The 17,205-nt window shown below is 75.7% G+C and carries 14 protein-coding genes; 10 read left to right on the top strand and 4 right to left on the bottom strand.

Features of this window, described 5'->3' with window-relative positions:
* The first annotated feature begins 282 nt into the window (after positions 1 to 282).
* From ACI79F_RS09875 to ACI79F_RS09900, 6 genes are read left to right on the top strand one after another with little or no spacing between them, the layout of a single operon-like run.
* Entirely contained in the window at positions 283 to 1,422 is a 1,140-nt protein-coding gene (locus ACI79F_RS09875; RefSeq protein WP_456544397.1) for a protein-glutamate methylesterase/protein-glutamine glutaminase, read from the top strand.
* Positions 1,419 to 2,243 carry a CheR family methyltransferase gene (locus ACI79F_RS09880; protein ID WP_456544398.1) on the top strand — a complete coding sequence of 275 codons (825 nt, stop codon included), beginning with the start codon at positions 1,419 to 1,421 and terminating at the stop codon, positions 2,241 to 2,243. The genes ACI79F_RS09875 and ACI79F_RS09880 overlap by 4 nt, the downstream gene beginning before the upstream one ends.
* 47 nt (positions 2,244 to 2,290) lie before the next feature.
* Positions 2,291 to 2,629, top strand: a complete 339-nt coding sequence (locus ACI79F_RS09885; RefSeq protein ID WP_456544399.1) for a response regulator — start codon at positions 2,291 to 2,293, stop codon at positions 2,627 to 2,629.
* Complete coding sequence (locus ACI79F_RS09890; protein ID WP_456544400.1) at positions 2,626 to 3,102, top strand: chemotaxis protein CheX; 477 nt, start codon at positions 2,626 to 2,628, stop codon at positions 3,100 to 3,102. Before ACI79F_RS09885 ends, ACI79F_RS09890 begins: the two co-directional genes overlap by 4 nt.
* A gap of 28 nt (positions 3,103 to 3,130) precedes the next feature.
* Positions 3,131 to 3,493, top strand: coding sequence for a response regulator (locus ACI79F_RS09895; RefSeq protein WP_456544401.1), 363 nt, complete (start codon positions 3,131 to 3,133; stop codon positions 3,491 to 3,493).
* Positions 3,490 to 3,993, top strand: a complete 504-nt coding sequence (locus ACI79F_RS09900) for a hypothetical protein (RefSeq protein ID WP_456544402.1) — start codon at positions 3,490 to 3,492, stop codon at positions 3,991 to 3,993. The genes ACI79F_RS09895 and ACI79F_RS09900 overlap by 4 nt, the downstream gene beginning before the upstream one ends.
* A 320-nt stretch (positions 3,994 to 4,313) precedes the next feature.
* On the opposite strand, the gene ACI79F_RS09905 is transcribed toward ACI79F_RS09900, so the two are convergent.
* Positions 4,314 to 4,772: an ATP-binding protein gene (locus ACI79F_RS09905; RefSeq protein ID WP_456544403.1), complete on the bottom strand. Its 459-nt coding sequence runs from the start codon at positions 4,770 to 4,772 to the stop codon at positions 4,314 to 4,316.
* Between the two features lie 143 nt (positions 4,773 to 4,915).
* Between ACI79F_RS09905 and ACI79F_RS09910 the strand changes: the two genes are divergently transcribed.
* A complete protein-coding gene (locus ACI79F_RS09910; protein WP_456544404.1) occupies positions 4,916 to 6,637 on the top strand; it encodes a SpoIIE family protein phosphatase in 1,722 nt (573 codons plus the stop codon).
* A gap of 46 nt (positions 6,638 to 6,683) precedes the next feature.
* On the opposite strand, the gene ACI79F_RS09915 is transcribed toward ACI79F_RS09910, so the two are convergent.
* Positions 6,684 to 7,436: a ZIP family metal transporter gene (locus ACI79F_RS09915; protein WP_456544405.1), complete on the bottom strand. Its 753-nt coding sequence runs from the start codon at positions 7,434 to 7,436 to the stop codon at positions 6,684 to 6,686.
* Between the two features lie 138 nt (positions 7,437 to 7,574).
* Here ACI79F_RS09915 and ACI79F_RS09920 point away from each other — a divergent pair, with 138 nt between their 5' ends.
* A complete protein-coding gene (locus ACI79F_RS09920) occupies positions 7,575 to 8,390 on the top strand; it encodes an alpha/beta fold hydrolase (protein WP_456544406.1) in 816 nt (271 codons plus the stop codon).
* Positions 8,391 to 8,393: 3 nt separating this feature from the next.
* Here ACI79F_RS09920 and ACI79F_RS09925 read toward each other — a convergent pair whose 3' ends face one another.
* Positions 8,394 to 9,581, bottom strand: coding sequence for an AAA family ATPase (locus tag ACI79F_RS09925; RefSeq protein ID WP_456544407.1), 1,188 nt, complete (start codon positions 9,579 to 9,581; stop codon positions 8,394 to 8,396).
* Between the two features lie 186 nt (positions 9,582 to 9,767).
* Here ACI79F_RS09925 and ACI79F_RS09930 point away from each other — a divergent pair, with 186 nt between their 5' ends.
* Complete coding sequence (locus tag ACI79F_RS09930) at positions 9,768 to 10,136, top strand: phage holin family protein (RefSeq protein WP_456544408.1); 369 nt, start codon at positions 9,768 to 9,770, stop codon at positions 10,134 to 10,136.
* A gap of 194 nt (positions 10,137 to 10,330) precedes the next feature.
* On the top strand, positions 10,331 to 15,265 hold the full coding sequence (locus ACI79F_RS09935) for an NAD-glutamate dehydrogenase (protein ID WP_456544409.1): 4,935 nt from the start codon (positions 10,331 to 10,333) through the stop codon (positions 15,263 to 15,265).
* Between the two features lie 446 nt (positions 15,266 to 15,711).
* Here ACI79F_RS09935 and ACI79F_RS09940 read toward each other — a convergent pair whose 3' ends face one another.
* Entirely contained in the window at positions 15,712 to 17,127 is a 1,416-nt protein-coding gene (locus ACI79F_RS09940) for an amidase (protein WP_456544410.1), read from the bottom strand.
* Between the last annotated feature and the right edge of the window lie 78 nt (positions 17,128 to 17,205).

Consider the following 17,205-nt stretch of genomic DNA (forward strand, 5'->3'; position numbering starts at 1 on the left):
GTCACCTGCCGTGCGCGACGCCGGGAGATGACCGTCCCCGGCTGTCGACAAATGGCCGAGGAGCCATTTCCGGAGACGGTCACCGCGAACTGCGTAACGAGTTCGCCCCAGCACTTCAGGAGACGTTTGGGGCGGCCGACAACTTCCGTGACGGGTGAGGCGTCCGGGACGTCGCCACCCAGGGGACCGGGTGTGCGCGGCCGAGACGGACGCGCCCGCCGCCGGTGCCGACACAGCTCAGAACAGCCCCTGTCGGCTGTCCGACAGGGAGCAGGAGGACGGATGAACCCGATCCGGGTACTCGTGGTCGACGACTCGGTCGTCGTCCGCAAGATCGTGACGGACGTGCTGTCACAGGACCCCGCGATCGAGGTCGTCGGCACCGCGGTCAACGGCAAGCTGGCGCTCGGCAAGGTCGAGCAGCTGAAGCCGGACCTGGTGACGATGGACATCGAGATGCCGGAGTTGAACGGCATCGACGCCGTCCGCGCCATCCGCTCCGGATCGGGCGGGGCGACCCGCAGCCGCGTCCCGATCATCATGTTCAGCACGCTCACCGAGCGCGGGGCCGCGGCGACCCTCGACGCGCTGTCCGCCGGCGCCAACGACTACGTCACCAAGCCGGCCAACGTCGGCAGCGTCGCGCAGTCGATGGAGAGCGTCCGCGAGCAGCTCATCCCCAAGATCAAGGCGCTCACCGGGCGCCCGGTCACCCCCGGGCCGGCGCGTCCGGCCGCCCCGCTGCCCGCGCCCCGCCCGGCCGCGCCGCGTACCACGCCGGCCGAGAAGCCGGCGATCCTGGTCATCGGCTCCTCCACCGGCGGGCCGGAGGCGCTCACCAAGGTGCTGCCCGCGCTGCCGGCGTCGCTGCCGGTGCCGGTGCTCCTGGTCCAGCACATGCCGCCGGTCTTCACCCGCCAGTTCGCCCAGCGGCTGGACCGCCTCTGCGCCCTGCGGGTCGTCGAGGCCGTCGACAGCACCCCGCTGGCCCCCGGCACGGTCCACCTCGCGCCCGGCGACCACCACCTGACCATCCGCACCGGCCCCCGCGGCGGCACGACGATGCTGACCCAGGGCCCGCCGGAGAACTTCTGCCGCCCGGCGGTGGACCCGCTGTTCCGCTCCGCCGTCGACGCCCACCGGGGCGCGGTGCTCGGCGTCGTCCTCACCGGGATGGGCTCCGACGGCCGGCTCGGCGCCGCCCGCATCCGCGAGGCCGGCGGGTCCGTCGTCGTGCAGGACCAGGCCACCTCGGTGGTGTGGGGCATGCCCGGGGCCGTCGCCTCGGCCGGCCTGGCCGACGAGATCCTCCCGCTGGACCGGATCGCCGAGGCGATCCTGCGCCGCCTCACCGGCCCGGCCACCGGCCCGTCCCCCGTCCCGGGCCGGACGTCAGCGCTCACCGCAGGAGGTGTCCGGTGACCCTCACCGCCACGAGCTTCGACTGGGTCCGCCAGGTGGTCCACCGGGAGAGCGCGATCGTGCTCCAGCCCGGCAAGGAGTACCTGGTGGAGGCCCGGCTGCTGCCGATCGCCCGCCAGCTGGGCCTGACCGACGTCGGCCAGCTGGTCGACAGCGTGCGGTCGCGGCCGAGCCCCGAGAACACGCGGAAGATCGTCGAGGCGCTCACCACGAACGAGACCTCGTGGTTCCGGGACGGCGACCCGTTCTCCGCCCTGACGACGACGGTGCTGCCGGCGCTGCAGGCGGCCCGCTCCCCGCACGAGCGGCTGCAGATCTGGTCCGCGGCCTGCTCCAGCGGCCAGGAGCCGTACACCATCGCGATGCTGCTCGAGGACGCGCTGCCCAACGCCGGCACCCGCGTCTCGATCACGGCGACCGACATCTCCCGCGAGATGGTCGAGCGCACCCGCGCCGGCCGGTTCAGCCAGCTCGAGGTCAACCGCGGCCTGCCCGCGCCGATGCTCGTCCGGCACTTCAGCCGGGCCGGCGCCGAGTGGGAGGTCAACGCGAACCTCCGCCGGATGGTGACGGCCAGCGAGTGCAACCTGGCCGCCCCGCTGCCGCGGATGGGCCCGTTCGACGTGGTCTACCTGCGCAACGTCCTCATCTACTTCGACCTGTCCACCAAGCAGGCGATCCTGCGCCGGGTGCGCGCCCTCATGCGCCCGGACGGGTGGCTGTTCCTCGGCGCCGCCGAGACCACCCTCGGCGTCGACGACTCCTGGGAGCGGGTCGTGCTCGGCCGCAGCTCCGCCTACCGCCCGCTGAAGGGGGCCTGACCGTGCGTGCTCTGGTGATCGACGACTCACGCGCCATGCGGCGCATCGTGAGCGGGACCCTGGGGGGCTTCGGCTACGAGACCCGGGACGCCGGCCACGGCCAGGAGGCGCTCGACGTGCTCCTGGAGGGCTGGGTGCCCGACCTGTGCACCATCGACTGGAACATGCCGGTGATGGACGGGCTGCAGTTCGTCTCCGCCGTCCGCAGCAACCCGGCCTGGCGCGCGGTGACCCTGATGATGGTCACCTCCGAGAGCGAGCACGGCCAGATCGTGCGCGCGCTGGCCGCCGGCGCCCACGAGTACGTGATCAAGCCCTTCACCGCCGACGCGCTCGCCGACAAACTCGCGCTGCTCGGCCTGCTCCCGCAGGAGGTCTCCCTGTGAACGCCACCCTCGTCACCGCGCTGCTGGACGAGGCGACGGTCACCGAGATCGCCGAGCAGGCGTGGTCGGCCCTGGTCGGCGAGGAGGAGTTCCTCGTGCCGCTGCCGGCGCCGCTGCCGGCCGCGACGCTGAGCTCCTGGGTCACGATCGCCGGCCCGTGGAACGGCGTCGTCGTCGTCACCTGCGGCCGCGACACCGCCGCGGAGCTGACCCGCGCCCTGCTGCGCGAGCACGCCCCGGCGCAGCTCGAGGCCGAGGACGTCGAGGACGCGCTCGGCGAGATCGCCAACGTCGTGGGCGGCAACGTCAAGGCCGTCCTGCCGGGTCCGTCGGCCCTCGGGCTGCCGCAGACCGGCACCACCCCGCCCCCGGTGCTCACGCCGGAGGACAGCTGCCGCGTCGAGGTCCTCTGGCGCGGCCAGCCGCTGACCATCACCGCCCAGGGGTCCCTCGGGACCCCGATCCCCCACTGACCAGCACGACACGGAACGGAGTGCTCCTGTGAAGATCCTGATCGCCGACGACAGCCGTGTCATGCGGCAGATCGTCATCCGGACCCTGCGCCAGGCCGGGTACGACGGCCACGACATCGTCGAGGCCGAGGACGGCCGCGACGCCTACGACAAGGTCCAGACCGAGAGCCCCGACCTGGTGCTGTCGGACTGGAACATGCCGAACATGACCGGCATCGAGTGCCTGCAGGCGCTGCGGTCGTCCGGCTCCAGCGTGCCGTTCGGCTTCGTCACCTCCGAGGGCTCGCAGGAGATGCGGGACAGGGCCGCCGACGCCGGCGCGCTGTTCCTCATCGCCAAGCCGTTCAACGAGGAGACCTTCACCGAGGCCCTGGACGGGGTGATCGCGTGACCGCCCCGCTGGCCATGGTCCTGCCCGACCTCAAGGCCGTGAAGGACATGCTCACCGGCCTGGTCGGCAAGCCCGTCTCGGTCGCCCCCGGCGCCCCGGTCACCCCGACCGAGCGCTCGCCCGTGTCGGTGGCCGTGTACGTCGACCCGCACCTGAACGTCAACGCGCTGTGCGTCATGGACCTCGCGCTGTCGGCCTACACCGGCGGTGCGCTGGCCCTGCTGCCCCCCGGCGGCTGCCAGGACGCCGTCGAGGAGGACGGCGAGCTGACCACGATGCTCACCGAGGCGCTGCACGAGGTCGTCAACGTGGTCTCGGCGCTGTTCAACGTGCCGGGTGCGCCGCACTCGAAGCTGTACCAGCTCTACGCCCCCGGGGACGACGTGCCGGCCGACATCGCCGGCATGCTCGCCGCCTTCAACCGGCTCGACGTCGCCGTCGAGGTCCCCGGCTACGGCAAGGGCAACCTGTCGCTGGTCATCCCGTCGGGGGCGGCCTGACACCGCACCGACTCCCCGCACGGCCCGGGCGATCCCCGGGCCACTGAGGAGCTGCCCCGGGGCGGCGCAGGGCCATCCGCGCCCCGCCGCCCCGGGCGCGACAACACCGTCGTCCTCCGGACGACACCGCGGCCAGGAGCCGTTCCCGACCGGCGCCGAGCCGCCTCTGCCGTCCCTGCGCGGAGCCCTCCGGGCCCCACTCGGGCCGGCAACGCGACCCCAGCGCCGTCACCGTCACCCTGCAGCGGTGTCGTCGGCGCGTGGTCCGACGGCAGCGCTGCCAGGTGACAGCGAGCGGGGCGGCCTCCGCCGGCCCGCGCTCAGCCGTAGGCGGGCGAGAGGTCGTCGACCGTCGTCGGCAGGCAGGCCCACACGTGCTTGCACACCTCGTCGACATACCAGCCGTGCGCGACCGACAGCCGGGCCACCAGGTACAGGCCCAGCCCGCCCTTGGCGGGGTCGCGGCCCACCGCCGGCGCCGGCATGGACTCCCGTGCCCGGTCGCTGATGTCGAGGATCCAGCCACCGCTGCCGGCGATCACCGTGGCGACCACGGGCCGGCCACCGTGCCGCAGCGCGTTCGACGCGAGCTCGTCGAAGGCCAGGATCATCCGGTCGGCGACGGGGTCGTCGGGATCACGCGGGAAGCCCACCTCGTCGAGCCGGGCACGCAGCGCCGCGCGGACCGCCGGCAGCTCCGCGAGGGACCCCAGGTCCCACCGCCACATCTCGCCCCGGCCGTCCGGCAGCGGCCGCAGGGGCCATGCCAGTCGACTCATGTCCTCTCCCCCGTCGGCTTCCGCTTCTCGGATGCACACTGCGGTGCCCACGGGGGCCGTCGCTCAACCGTGTGATGACCGTCGGAGTGGTCCCGTGGGCCGAGTCACAGGTGGAACGGCCGCGATGAGGCAGAGTGGGCGCCGTGATCACGGACCGGGCGCAGCCGCCGGGCGACCTGCTGGTGCAGGCCGTCGAGGGCATGGAGCGCCCGATGATCGTCCTCGACGCGGAGTGGCGGATCGTCTACGTCAACCCCGCCGGCGCGGCCGTTCTCGGCCAGACCGTCGAAGGGCTGCTCGACCGCGTGATCTGGGAGGCGTTCCCCGACGCCGTCGGCGGGCCCTTCGACGAGCTCTACACCAAGGTGCGTGCGACGGGGGAGTCCGGCCGGGCCGAGGCGTGGTTCGAGCCGCTGGGCAAGTGGTTCCAGGCCGACGCCTTCCTCACCGACGCCGGCCTGGTGGTCACCTACGACGACGTCACCGACCGCCGCCGCACCGAGGAGGAACGCGCCGCCGCCGTCGCGGCCCGCGAGGAGGCCGCCGAGCGGGCGGCCGACGCGGCCCTCCGCGCGGCCGACGCCGCGGCGTCGGCGGAGCTCGCCGGCCGGCACCTCATGCTGCTCGGCGACATCAGCCAGGCGATGACCTCGACCTTCGACACCGACGAGGCCGTCGGCCGCTTCGCCCGCCTCGTCGTGCCGCTGCTCGCCGACTGGTGCCTGGTCAGCGTCATCGACCCCGACGGCACCCGCCGCGACGTCGGCCGGGCGCACCGTGACCCCGCGATGGTCGAGGCGATGCACCGCTACGCCGACGCGCGCGTGGGCAGCAACCGGCCCAACGCGCCGGTGCCGACGGTGCTGCGCAGCGGCCAGCCGGTCGTGATCCCGCAGCTGACGAGTGCGCACATCGAGCAGATGGTCGCCGACGAGTTCAGCCGGGAGGCGCTGGCGCCGCTGCGGCCCACCGCCGTCGCCACCTTCCCCCTGCTCGCCCGCGGCGAGCAGTTCGGCGCGATCACCCTGGTCAACGGCCCCGACCGCGGGGCGCACACCGACATCGAGCTGCGCACCGCCGAGGTGGCCTCGCGCCGGGCCGCGCTGGCCCTGGACAACGCCCGGCTGGCCGCGGCCAACCAGCAGGTCGCCGAGCGGCTGCAGCTGTCGCTGCTGTCCCCACCGGTGCAGCAGCCGCACCTGGAGACCGCCGTCCGCTACCGGGCCGCCACCCGCGGGGTGTCCATCGGCGGCGACTGGTACGACAGCTTCCTGCAGCCCGACGGCGACCTCGTCGTCGTCATCGGCGACGTCATGGGCCACGACATCGAGGCCGCGGCGGCCATGGGCCAGGTCAAGACGCTGGTGCGGGGCATCGCCTTCGACCGGCTGGAGGAGCCGGCCGGGGTCCTGCGCCGGGTCGACCACGCCCTCGTGGGGCTGGCGGTGCCCACCATGGCGACCGCGCTGGTCTGCCGGATCGAGCACGACGGCGCCGGCGGCCGGACGCTGCGCTGGTCCTCGGCCGGCCACCCCGAGCCGCTGGTGCTCACCCCGGACGGCCGGGTCACCGACCTCGCCGCGCCGATCGGCCCGCCGCTGGGCATCGGCTGGCGCGGGCCGCGGGCCGACGGGGCCGCGGACCTGCCCGACGACGCGACCGTGCTGCTGTTCACCGACGGGCTGTTCGAGCGGCGCGGCGTCCCGCTGGACGACGGGCGCGAGCAGGTGCGCCGGCTGCTGGCCCGGTTCGGCGACCGGCCGCTGGAGGACCTGTGCGACCGGTTGCTGGCCGTGATGCTGGCCGACGGCGCGGAGGACGACGTCGCGGTGCTGGCCGTGCGCACCCGCGCCGGCGCCCGCTGAGCCCGGGCGCCGTCGCCCCTGAGCACGGGGGCCGCCGCCGGCCGGCTCAGGCCGCCCGCTCGATCGCGAACGCGGTCAGGAAGCCGACCGCGGTGATCAGGCCGGTCCACGTCCGGGTCTGCTCGAAGGCCTCGGGGATCATCGTGTCGGCGACCATCGTCAGGATCGCGCCCGCCGCCACCGCGGTGATGACGGCGACCAGCTCCGGCGCCGCGCCGCCCAGGGCCAGGTAGCCCACCAGCGCGGCCAGCCCGCTGAGCACGGCGATGCCGCCCCAGATGCCGAACACGTAGCCCGCCGAGCGGCCGCTGCGCTTCATGCCCGCGGCGCTGGACAGGCCCTCGGGCACGTTCGAGATGAACACCGCGGCCAGCACCGAGGCGCTCACCCCGCCGCCGGGGAGCAGGCCCAGCCCGAGGACGACGCTCTCCGGGACGCCGTCCAGCAGCGCGCCGACGGCGATCGCGGCCCCGCTGCCGGCCTGCTCGTCCTCCGAGGGCTGCTGGTCCCCGGAGCGCTTGCGGTGCCGGGCGCCGCGGCGGGCGAGCGCGGCGTTGGCGCCCAGGTAGGCCAGCGCGCCGCCGAGGAAGCCGACCGCCGTCGGCCCCAGCCCGCCGGTGTCGGCGGCCTCGGCGACCAGGTCGAAGGCGACCGCCGAGATGAGCACCCCGGAGCCGAAGGCCATCACCGACGCGATGACCGTCTGCGGCACGCGGACGAACCAGGCGACCAGGGCGCCCAGCACCAGCGCCGCGCCGCCCAGCAGCCCCCACAGCCCCGCCTCCACCCACTCCGGCACGACGGGCCCCCTGCCCACCGCGACCGGACGGCAACCCGCCGCAGCGGGCACGTCGGGGGAGTGGTCGGGCCGGCCCCGCTCGGGGCTCGTCGGTCCTACGGTCGTCAGCGCACGGGGGCCGACCTTCGGGAGGACCCCGTGCCCGGGACGACGCAGACGCTCCGCACCGCCGCCACGACCCTGCCGGGCGGGCTCCGGCTGGACACCGTCGAGGGCGGCGACGCCACCGGGCCACCGGTCGTCCTCGTGCACGGCTGGCCGGACTCGTGGTTCTCCTGGAGCCGGGTCCTCGAGCACCTGGACCCGCGGCTGCGCGCGATCGCCTACAGCCAGCGCGGGTTCGGGGCCTCCGGTCGGCCGGCGGCCGGCGGGTACGCCCTGGACCGGTTCGCCGACGACCTGGTGGCCCTCTGCGACGCGCTCGGCGTGCGGCGGGCGCACCTGGTGGGCCACTCTTTCGGCAGCTTCGTCGTCCGCCGGGCCGCCGAGCTGCACCCCGACCGGGTGGACCGGCTCGTCCTCATCGGCTCGGCCGACCGGATGGGCGAGGCCCTGGTCGAGGAGGTGCGGACGGCGATCGCCGACCTGCCCGACGAGGTCCCCGAGGGCTTCGCCCGGGAGTTCGCTGCGAGCACCGTGCACCGCCCGGTCGCACCGGGGTTCTTCGACGCGCTGGTCGCCGAGAGCCGCCGGGCGCCGGGATGGGTGTACCGGGAGTCCTGGGAGGGACTGGTCCGGTCCGACGACCGCGACCGGCTGGGCGCGGTCCGCGCACCCACGCTCGTCCTGTGGGGCGACCGGGACGCGCTGTTCGACCGCGGGCAGCAGGACCGGTTGCTCGCCGCGCTGCCCGACGCCCGGCTGCGGGTGTACCCCGACACCGGGCACTGCCCGAACTGGGAGCGCCCGGAGGACGTCGCCGCCGACGTCAGCGCCTTCCTCCGGCCCGGCTGACCGCTAGTCGGGGTGGCTGAGCAGGTAGCGGCCGAAGTGCGGCACCGTGAAGGCGATCTGCCCGCGCTCGGCCGAGTAGACCAGCCCCTTCTTGATCAGCGAGTCGCGTGCCGGGGACAGCGACGCGGGCTTGCGGCCCAGCGACACGGCGACCTCGGAGGTGGCCACGGCGTTGCCCTGCGGCCCGCCGAGCTCGGCCATCGCGTGCATGTACTCGCGCTCGGCCGGGGTGGCCCGGTCGTAGCGGGAGCCGAAGAACCCGACCGCCAGCTCCGCCTCGGCGACCGGCGCCGCCATGGCGACGTCGGCGGCGGTGATGGGGGAGGTGGCGGCGACGTCCCAGGTGACCTTGCCGTAGGCCTGCACGAAGTACGGGTAGCCGTCGGCGGCGGCGTACAGCGCGTCCAGCGCCGCGGGCTCGAAGCCGACGTCCTCCCGCTCGGCCGGCGCCAGCAGGGCCCGGTCGGCGGCGGCCCGGTCGAGCCGGTCGATCCGCAGGTAGCGGAACAGCCGCTCGGAGTAGCTCTTCGAGGCGCTGAGCACCGCGGGCAGGTGCGGCAGGCCCGCCCCGACGACGATCAGCGGCGCGCCCTGCTGGGAGAGCTCGTGGCAGGCCGCGCAGATCGCCGACACGTCGGGGGCCTGCACGTCCTGCATCTCGTCGATGAACAGCGCGATGCCCTTGCCGACGTCGGCGGCCAGCCCCGCGGCATCGCTGAGCAGCTCGACCAGGTCGATCTCCATGTCCCCGGAGTCGGCCCGGCCGGTGGCGGCGGGGACGTCGATGCCCGGCTGCCACCGGTCGCGCAGCTTGGCGTCGGCGCCCACGGCCCGCTGGGCGAAGGCCTTGAGCGTCGCGAGGACGGCGTCCATCGACTCCTGGTCGGGATGGCGCAGCTCGCGCAGCGCCATGTGCAGCGCGGAGGAGACCGGCCGGCGCAGCGACTGGTCCGGCCGGGCCTCGATCTTCCCGGTGCCCCAGCCGCGGCCGATCGCCGCCGAGCGCAGCTGGTTGAGCAGCACGGTCTTGCCGACGCCACGCAGCCCGGTCAGCACCAGGGAGCGCTCCGGCCGGCCGCGGGCGATGCGCTCCAGGACGACGTCGAAGGCCGACAGCTCGTCGTCCCGGCCGGCCAGCTCGGGCGGGCGCTGGCCGGCGCCGGGGGCGTAGGGGTTCCGGACGGGATCCACGTCGAGCACCGTATGGCCCTCTCTAGCCGCGACCGTAGACATCCGTAGAACAGCACAGCGCGTGTCGCGGCGGAGCCGCCGTCGGACCTCTCGACCGGCGTCGAGAGCCGTCTACCCGACACGCTAGAGAGCCGTAGAGTGCCCTACGTCCCGGCACCGGGGGTCGGGCGCCGCTAGCGTGCCGTCGTGATCAAGTTCGCGCTCAAGGTCGTGCTCATGGCGGGGGTCTTCTGGCTCGTCGCCTACCTGCTCGACGGCGTCGAGGTGATCTCCAACCCCGACGGCCCGCTGGGGGAGTTCGGCACCTGGCTGTGGATCGCGCTGATCTTCGCCGTGGTCAACGCGATCGTCGGCCCGATCCTGCGGCTGCTGGGCCTGCCGTTCGTCCTGCTCACGCTGGGCCTGTTCCTGCTGGTCATCAACGCGGCGCTGCTCGGGCTCACCGCCGCGCTCACCGACCGGCTGACCGTCGACGGGTTCGGCAGCGCGGTCCTCGGCGGCCTGCTCCTGGCCGTCGGCGGCTGGCTGGCCGACCAGGTCCTCGACCGCGACTGACCCCGGCGACCGCCCCGCCGACCCCCGGCCGCACCGGCCGACGTCCGGCGACGATCAGCCTCCCTGATCGTGGAGCGTCCTCCCTCACCGCACACGGTGAGGGAGGACGCCGCATGATCAGGTCAGCTGATCGTGGCCGCACCGGCCCGTCGCGTCGGCGGGCCCGGGGTGCCCCGCGCGACTAGCGTCGGGTCATGGCCCGCACCACCGGCGACGTCGCCGAGGCCGAGCAGCAGCAGACCGCCGGCGGCACCCCCGCGAACGGCGCCCCCGACGACCTCGCCGCACTCGAGGCCGCCCGGGAGGCCAAGCGCCGGCTGCTCGAGCAGGCCGCCGAGGAGACCCCCGGCGCCGCCGAGGGCCTGCCGGCCGGCTGCACCGCCGCCGACCTGCCCGGGCTGTTCCGCCGGTACTACTGGAGCGAGCCGGCGGCCGAGGTGCTCCGCCAGCACCCCGCCGAGCTCGCCGCGCTGGCGCTGGACCACCTGCGGCTGGCCGCCGTCCGGCCGCGCGGCTCGGCCACGGTCGAGGTCACCCGGCGCGAGGGCGCCGACCGCAGCCGGTCGATCGTGTTCGTCGTCACCGACGACATGCCCTACCTGGTCGACTCGGTCACCGCCGAGGTGGTCCGCCAGGGCTTCCGGCTCGAGCACGTCGTCCACCCCGTCCTGGTGGTGCGGCGGGACGTGACCGGCCGGATCGGCGCCTTCTGCGACAGCGCCGACCCCGCGGAGTGCGGCCCCGACGCGCTCGCCGAGTCGTGGATGGCCGTCGTCCTCGACGGCCCGCTGGACGAGGAGGCGCGCGGCGACCTGGTCACCGGCCTGCGCACGGTGCTCGCCGACGTCCGCGCCGTGGACGAGGACGCCGACCGCACGCGGGCCCGCGCGCTCGCGCTGGCCGACCGGCTGGACCAGCTGGCCCTCGCCGGGGACGCCGAGCCCGCCGCGACCGACGACCCCGCGCAGGACCCCGCCGAGACCGCCGCGCTGCTGCGCTGGCTGGCCGACGGCCACTTCGTCTTCCTCGGCGCCCGCGACGTCGAGCTGCCCACCGGGCGCGCCCGCACCGTCCGCGCCGTGCCCGGCAGCGGCCTGGGCATGCTCCGCAGCGACCCCTCCGCCGGCGCCGCCCCGCCCGAGTCCCGCTCGGCCGACGGGGACGCGCTGTTGACGGTCACCAAGGCCGACGTGCGGGCGAGCGTGCACCGGCGGGCCTGGCTGGACCTGGTCGCGGTCACGCTGCCCGGCGAGGACGGCGTCGTCCGCCAGCACCGGCTGGCCGGGCTGTGGTCGACCGCGGCCGAGGCCAGCAGCGTGCGCGACGTGCCGGTGGTCCGGCGGCGGGTGGCCGAGGTGGTGGCCCGCACCGGCGTCCCCGAGGACAGCCACACCGGCAAGGCGCTGGTCGACCTGCTCGAGGCCCACCCGCGCGACGAGCTGCTCCAGGTCGGCGCCGACGAGCTGCTGCCGGTCGCGCTCGGCGTGCTGCAGCTGCAGGAGCGCCGCCAGACCCGGCTGTTCCTGCGCCGCGACCCCCAGGGGCGGTTCTGGTCGGCCCTGGTCTACCTGCCCCGCGACCGCTACACGACCGAGGTCCGCACGCGGATGCAGCAGCTGCTGCTGGAGCGGCTGGGCGGCAGTGGCATCGAGTACACCGCGCGGGTCACCGAGTCGGTGCTGGCCCGGCTGCACTTCGTCGTCCGCCCGCCGGTCAGCCGGGGCGGCCGCCCGGCGCTGCCCGACGTCGACGTGCCCGCGCTGCAGGCCGAGCTCGCCGCCGCCGCGCGCAGCTGGACCGACGAGCTGACCGAGGCCCTGCACGAGCGGCACGGCGCCGAGGCGGCCGAGCGGCTGCTGGCCCGGGTCGCCGACGCCTTCCCGATCGGCTACCAGGAGGACTTCTCCGCGGCGACCGCCGTCGACGACCTGGCCCGGCTGGAGGCGCTTTCGCCGGGCGAGATCGGGCTGCGGCTGCGCCGCCCGCGCGAGGGCGGCGAGGCCCGGCTGTCGGTCTACCGGGCGGGGGAGCGGCTGCTGCTGTCCGACGTCCTGCCGGTGCTCCAGCACATGGGCGTCGACGTCATCGACGAGCGGCCCTACGAGATCGACCGGATCGGTGCGCCGATCGCCTGGATCTACGACTTCGGGCTGTCGGCGCCCACCGGCGAGCTGCCGTTCGCCGGCTCGCTGCCGGAGCGGTTCACCGACGCCGTCCTGGCGGTGTGGCGCGGCGACGCCGAGGACGACGGCCTGGGCGCGCTGGTCCTGCTCGCCGGGCTCAACTGGCGGCAGGTGGCCGTGGTGCGCGCCTACGTGCAGTGGCTGCGCCAGGCCGGGCTGCCGTTCGGCCAGTCCTACGTGGAGTCCACGCTGGCCGCCCACCCCGACGTCGTCGCCCGGCTGGTGGCCCTGTTCGAGACCCGCTTCTCCCCGGACCGCGCGGCCGGCCGCGCCGAGCGGCAGGAGGCGCTGGCCGCGTCGCTGCGCCGCGCCATCGGCGAGGTGGAGTCGCTGGACGCCGACCGGGTGCTCACGGCGCTGCTCGCCGCCGTCCTCGCCACCCAGCGGACGACGTACTACGCGGGCGGGCCGCTGGCGCTCAAGCTGCACCCGGCCGAGGTGCCCGACGTGCCGCAGCCGCGCCCGGAGCGCGAGGTGTGGGTCAGCTCGCCGCGGGTGATGGGCGTGCACCTGCGGTTCGGCGCGGTCGCCCGCGGCGGGCTGCGCTGGTCCGACCGGCACGAGGACCTGCGCACCGAGGTCCTCGGCCTGGTCAAGGCGCAGATGGTGAAGAACACCGTCATCGTGCCGACCGGGGCCAAGGGCGGGTTCGTCGTCCGCCGGCCGCCGGTGGGCGGCGACCGGGACGCGCAGCTCGCCGAGGGGCAGGCCTGCTACCGGCTGTTCATCGGGGCCCTGCTCTCGCTCACGGACGACCTGGTCGAGGGCCGGGTCGTCCCGCCGGCGCGGGTGGTCCGGCACGACGGCGACGACACCTACCTCGTCGTCGCCGCCGACAAGGGGACGGCGACGTTCTCCGACCTGGCCAACGAGGTCTCCCTCGAGCGCGGCTTCTGGCTGGGCGACGCCTTCGCCTCCGGCGGCTCGGTCGGCTACGACCACAAGGCGATGGGCATCACCGCCCGCGGCGCCTGGGAGTCGGTGACCCGGCACTTCCGCGAGCTCGGCGTGGACGTGCAGAGCCAGGAGTTCACCGTCGTCGGCATCGGCGACATGTCCGGCGACGTGTTCGGCAACGGGATGCTGCTCTCCGAGCACATCCGGCTGGTCGCCGCCTTCGACCACCGGCACGTGTTCGTCGACCCCGACCCGGACGCCGCGGCGTCGTTCGCCGAGCGCCGCCGGCTGTTCGCGCTGCCGCGCTCGTCCTGGGCCGACTACGACGCCGCCCTGATCAGCCCCGGCGGCGGCGTGTGGCCGCGGACGGCGAAGGCGGTGCCGGTCAGCGAGCCGATGCGCGCCGCGCTCGGGCTGCCGGCCGGCGTCGACTCGCTCGCGCCGGTGGAGCTGATCCGCGCCGTGCTGCTCGCGCCGGTGGACCTGCTGTTCAACGGCGGCATCGGCACCTACGTGAAGGCCTCCACCGAGAGCCACCTCGACGCCGGCGACAAGGCCAACGACGCCGTCCGGGTCGACGGCCGGGAGCTGCGCGTGCGGGTGGTGGGGGAGGGCGGCAACCTCGGCCTCACCCAGCGCGGCCGCGTGGAGTACGCCCTGACCGGCGGGCGGGTGAACACCGACGCGATCGACAACTCCGCCGGCGTCGACACCTCCGACCACGAGGTCAACATCAAGATCGCGCTCAACGGGGTGGTCGCCTCGAGGGCCCTGGACGCCGCGGGCAGGGCGGCGCTGCTGCAGGAGATGACCGACGAGGTGGCCGCCGCCGTCCTCGCCGACAACCACGCGCAGAACGCGACGCTGGCCGTCGAGGTCGCCTCCGCCCGCAGCCTGCTGGACGCCGGCCAGCGCTTCATCCGGGCGCTGGAGCGCTCCGGGCGGCTCGACCGGGGGGTGGAGGCGCTCCCGGACGACCGGGCGCTGGCGGAGCGCCGCCGCGACGGCTCGGCGCTGACCGGTCCCGAGCTCTCGGTGCTGCTCGCCTACGCCAAGCTCGAGGCGGGGGACGCCGTCCTGGCCTCGGACCTGCCCGACGACCCGGCGCTGGCCCCGCTGCTGACCGCGTACTTCCCCACGGCGCTGCGCGAGCGCTTCCCCGAGGCGGTGGCCGGGCACCCGCTGCGCCGGGAGATCGTCGCCACCGCGCTGACCAACCGGGCGGTGAACACCGCCGGGGTGACCGGCCTGTTCCGGCTGGCCGAGGAGACCGGCGTGGCCCTCGCCGGGGTCGTGCGGGCGCACGCGGTCGCGCGCGCGGTGTTCGAGGCCGACCGGCTTTGGGACGCCCCACGGTCCCTGGACAACCGGGTGCCCGCCGCGACCCAGGCCGAGCTGCGCATCGAGGCCACCCGGCTGACCGAGCGCGCCACCCGGTGGCTGCTGCGGCTGCCCGAGCTGGCCGGGGACCGCCCCGTGCCGGTCGGGGAGGTCGCCGGGCGGTTCGCCCGGCCGGTGGCGGCGGTCCGCGCCGGACTGGCCGGCTGGCTGCTCGGGGCCGAGGCGGCCGCGCACGCCGAGCGGGCCGAGCGGCTGCGGGTGGCCGGCGTGCCCGAGGAGCTGGCGGCCGAGGCGGCGGTGGCGCCGCTGCTGCCGGCGGCGCTGGACCTGGCCGTCGTCGCCGAGCGCACGGGCGCGCCGATCGAGCTGGCCGGCCGGGTCATGCAGGTCGTGGCCGAGCGCCTCGGCCTGGTGCCGCTGCGTGACCTGGTCACCGCCCTGCCGCGGGACCGCCGCTGGCCGTCGCTCGCCCGTGCCACGCTGCGCGACGACCTCGCCGCCGAGCAGGCCGCCCTCACCGCCCAGGTGGTCGAGGGCGCCGGACCGGGCGCGGACGCCGCCGCGCTGGTCGCCGCCTGGGTCGAGGGGTGGGACGCCGCCCAGCGCCGCGCCGCCGCCCAGCTGGCCGACCTGGCCGCGGGCGACCGGCAGGAGCTCGCCGAGCTGGTCGTCGCCGTCCGGACCCTGCGCGGCCTCCGCAGTCTCTAGGAGGACGTGGGGGGCGCGGGGTGGTTCCCGGGCGAGGGCCGGACAGGGCCGACGAGGAGTTCCTCGCCCGGCTGCGGGCTCTCTGCGCCGAGCGCGGCCTGGTGGGCACACCGGCCGCGGCCACGGCGGTCGAGGCGTGCGAGCGCCTCGACTGCTCGGCCGTGACCGTGCGGTTGCCCGGACTGCCGGCGGCCGAGGCCCGGCCCCCACTGCGGGCGGGGAACTCACCGGCCACCCCCGGGGCGACGGCCGCGGCGTCGCCTCCCGTTGTCGTCGGTGGTGCGTGAGCGCCCCGGCGAGGGATGACTGTGCACCTGTCCACCTCATCGCCCGTCCCTGACGTGGACACGTGCACAGTTCCGGTCCGGCACGGGGAGGAGCGATCCCGGCGCCGATGTCCTCGTCTGCGGCTCTCTAGCGCGTCGGCTAGAGAGCGGCAGACGGGGTCAGAGGGCGGGGGAGGGGAGCGGCCCGCGCGCCTGCTCGAAGGCGTGCCCGACCTCGAGCACCCGCCGGTCGGCGCGCGGCGGGCCGACCACCTGCAGGCCGACCGGCAGGCCGTCGGGCGTGAGCCCGGCCGGCACCGACAGCGCCGGGCAGCCGGTCGGCGTGATGAGCGTGCAGGAGCGCATCCACTCCAGGTAGTTGGTCAGCCGGACCCCGTCGATCTCCGTCGGGTACTCCTGCTCGACCGGGAACGGCAGCACCTGGGTGGTGGGGGCCAGCAGGACGTCGTAGCGCTCGAAGAACCCGACGACCCGCTCGTACAGCGCGGTGTGCTGCTGCTCGGCCCGCGCGATGTCGGCCCCGGTCAGCCGGGCGCCCTGCTCGGCGTTCCACCGGATGGCCTCCTTGACCAGCTCGGGGGAGCGGCGGCCGAGCTCGCCGTACGCGGCCTCGAAGATCCAGGCGCGCAGGGTGCCGAAGACGTCGTCGGCGCCGGACAGGTCCGGGCAGGCCTCCTCCACGGTCGCGCCGAGCCGCTCGAACACCGCGGCCGCGGGCGCGAGCGCCGCCCGGACCGCCGGGTCGACGGCGATCCGCCCGCCGAGGTCGGGCGCCCAGGCGACCCGCAGCCCGGCGAGCTCCTCCGGCAGGGGGGCGGCGAAGCCGGCGCCGTCGTCCGCCAGGGAGATCGGCACGCGGGGGTCGGGCCCGGCGATCGCCGAGAGCGTGAGTGCCACGTCGGCGACGGTGCGGCCCATCGGCCCCTGCACCGACAGCTGCGACCAGGCCATCGGCGCCGGCCAGGTGGGCACCCGGCCGGGGGTGGGGCGCAGGCCGGCGACGCCGCAGAACGCGGCCGGGTTGCGCAGCGAGCCGCCCATGTCGCTCCCCTCGGCGAGCGGCACCAGGCCCGCGGCGAGCGCGGCGGCCGCGCCCCCGCTGGAGCCGCCGGCGGACAGCCCGTGCCGGTACGGGTTGTGGGTGGCCCCGAAGAGCGTGTTGAAGGTGTGCGAGCCGGCGGCGAACTCCGGGGTGTTGGTCTTGCCGACCCGGACCGCGCCGGCCCGCCGGAGGCGCTCGACGACGAGCTCGTCGGCGTCCGGCACGTGCTCGGCGTGCAGCGGGGAGCCCCACGTCGTTCGCATGCCGCCGGTCGCGTGGGTGTCCTTGTGGGCCACCGGCAGCCCGTGCAGCGGCCCCACCGGGTCCCCGGCGGCGAGCGTGGCGTCGGCGGCGTCGGCCGCCGCGCGCGCCCCCTCGGCGTCGAGAGTGACGATCGCGTTGAGCGCCGGGTCCACCCGCTCGATCCGCGCCAGGTGCGCCTCGAGCAGCTCGCGGGCGGAGACCTCGCGGGCCCGGAGCAGCGCGGCCAGCTCGGTCGCGGGGCGCAGGCACAGCTCGTCGTCGGCGGTCACGCCTCGCAGGTTGTCACGCCGGCCCTGGGAAGGGCCCGCAGGGCTCGGCGACGGGTGCGACGAGGGGGCTCAGCGCAG

The organism is Blastococcus sp. SYSU D00868 (assembly GCF_054050575.1).

What these genes read in the sequence shown, in the direction of transcription:
- ACI79F_RS09875 (WP_456544397.1), top strand. Translation starts at nt 283, where the DNA reads ATGAACCCGATCCGGGTACTCGTGGTCGACGACTCGGTCGTCGTCCGC.
- ACI79F_RS09905 (WP_456544403.1), bottom strand. Translation starts at nt 4,772, where the DNA reads ATGAGTCGACTGGCATGGCCCCTGCGGCCGCTGCCGGACGGCCGGGGC.
- ACI79F_RS09935 (WP_456544409.1), top strand. Translation starts at nt 10,331, where the DNA reads ATGGCCCGCACCACCGGCGACGTCGCCGAGGCCGAGCAGCAGCAGACC.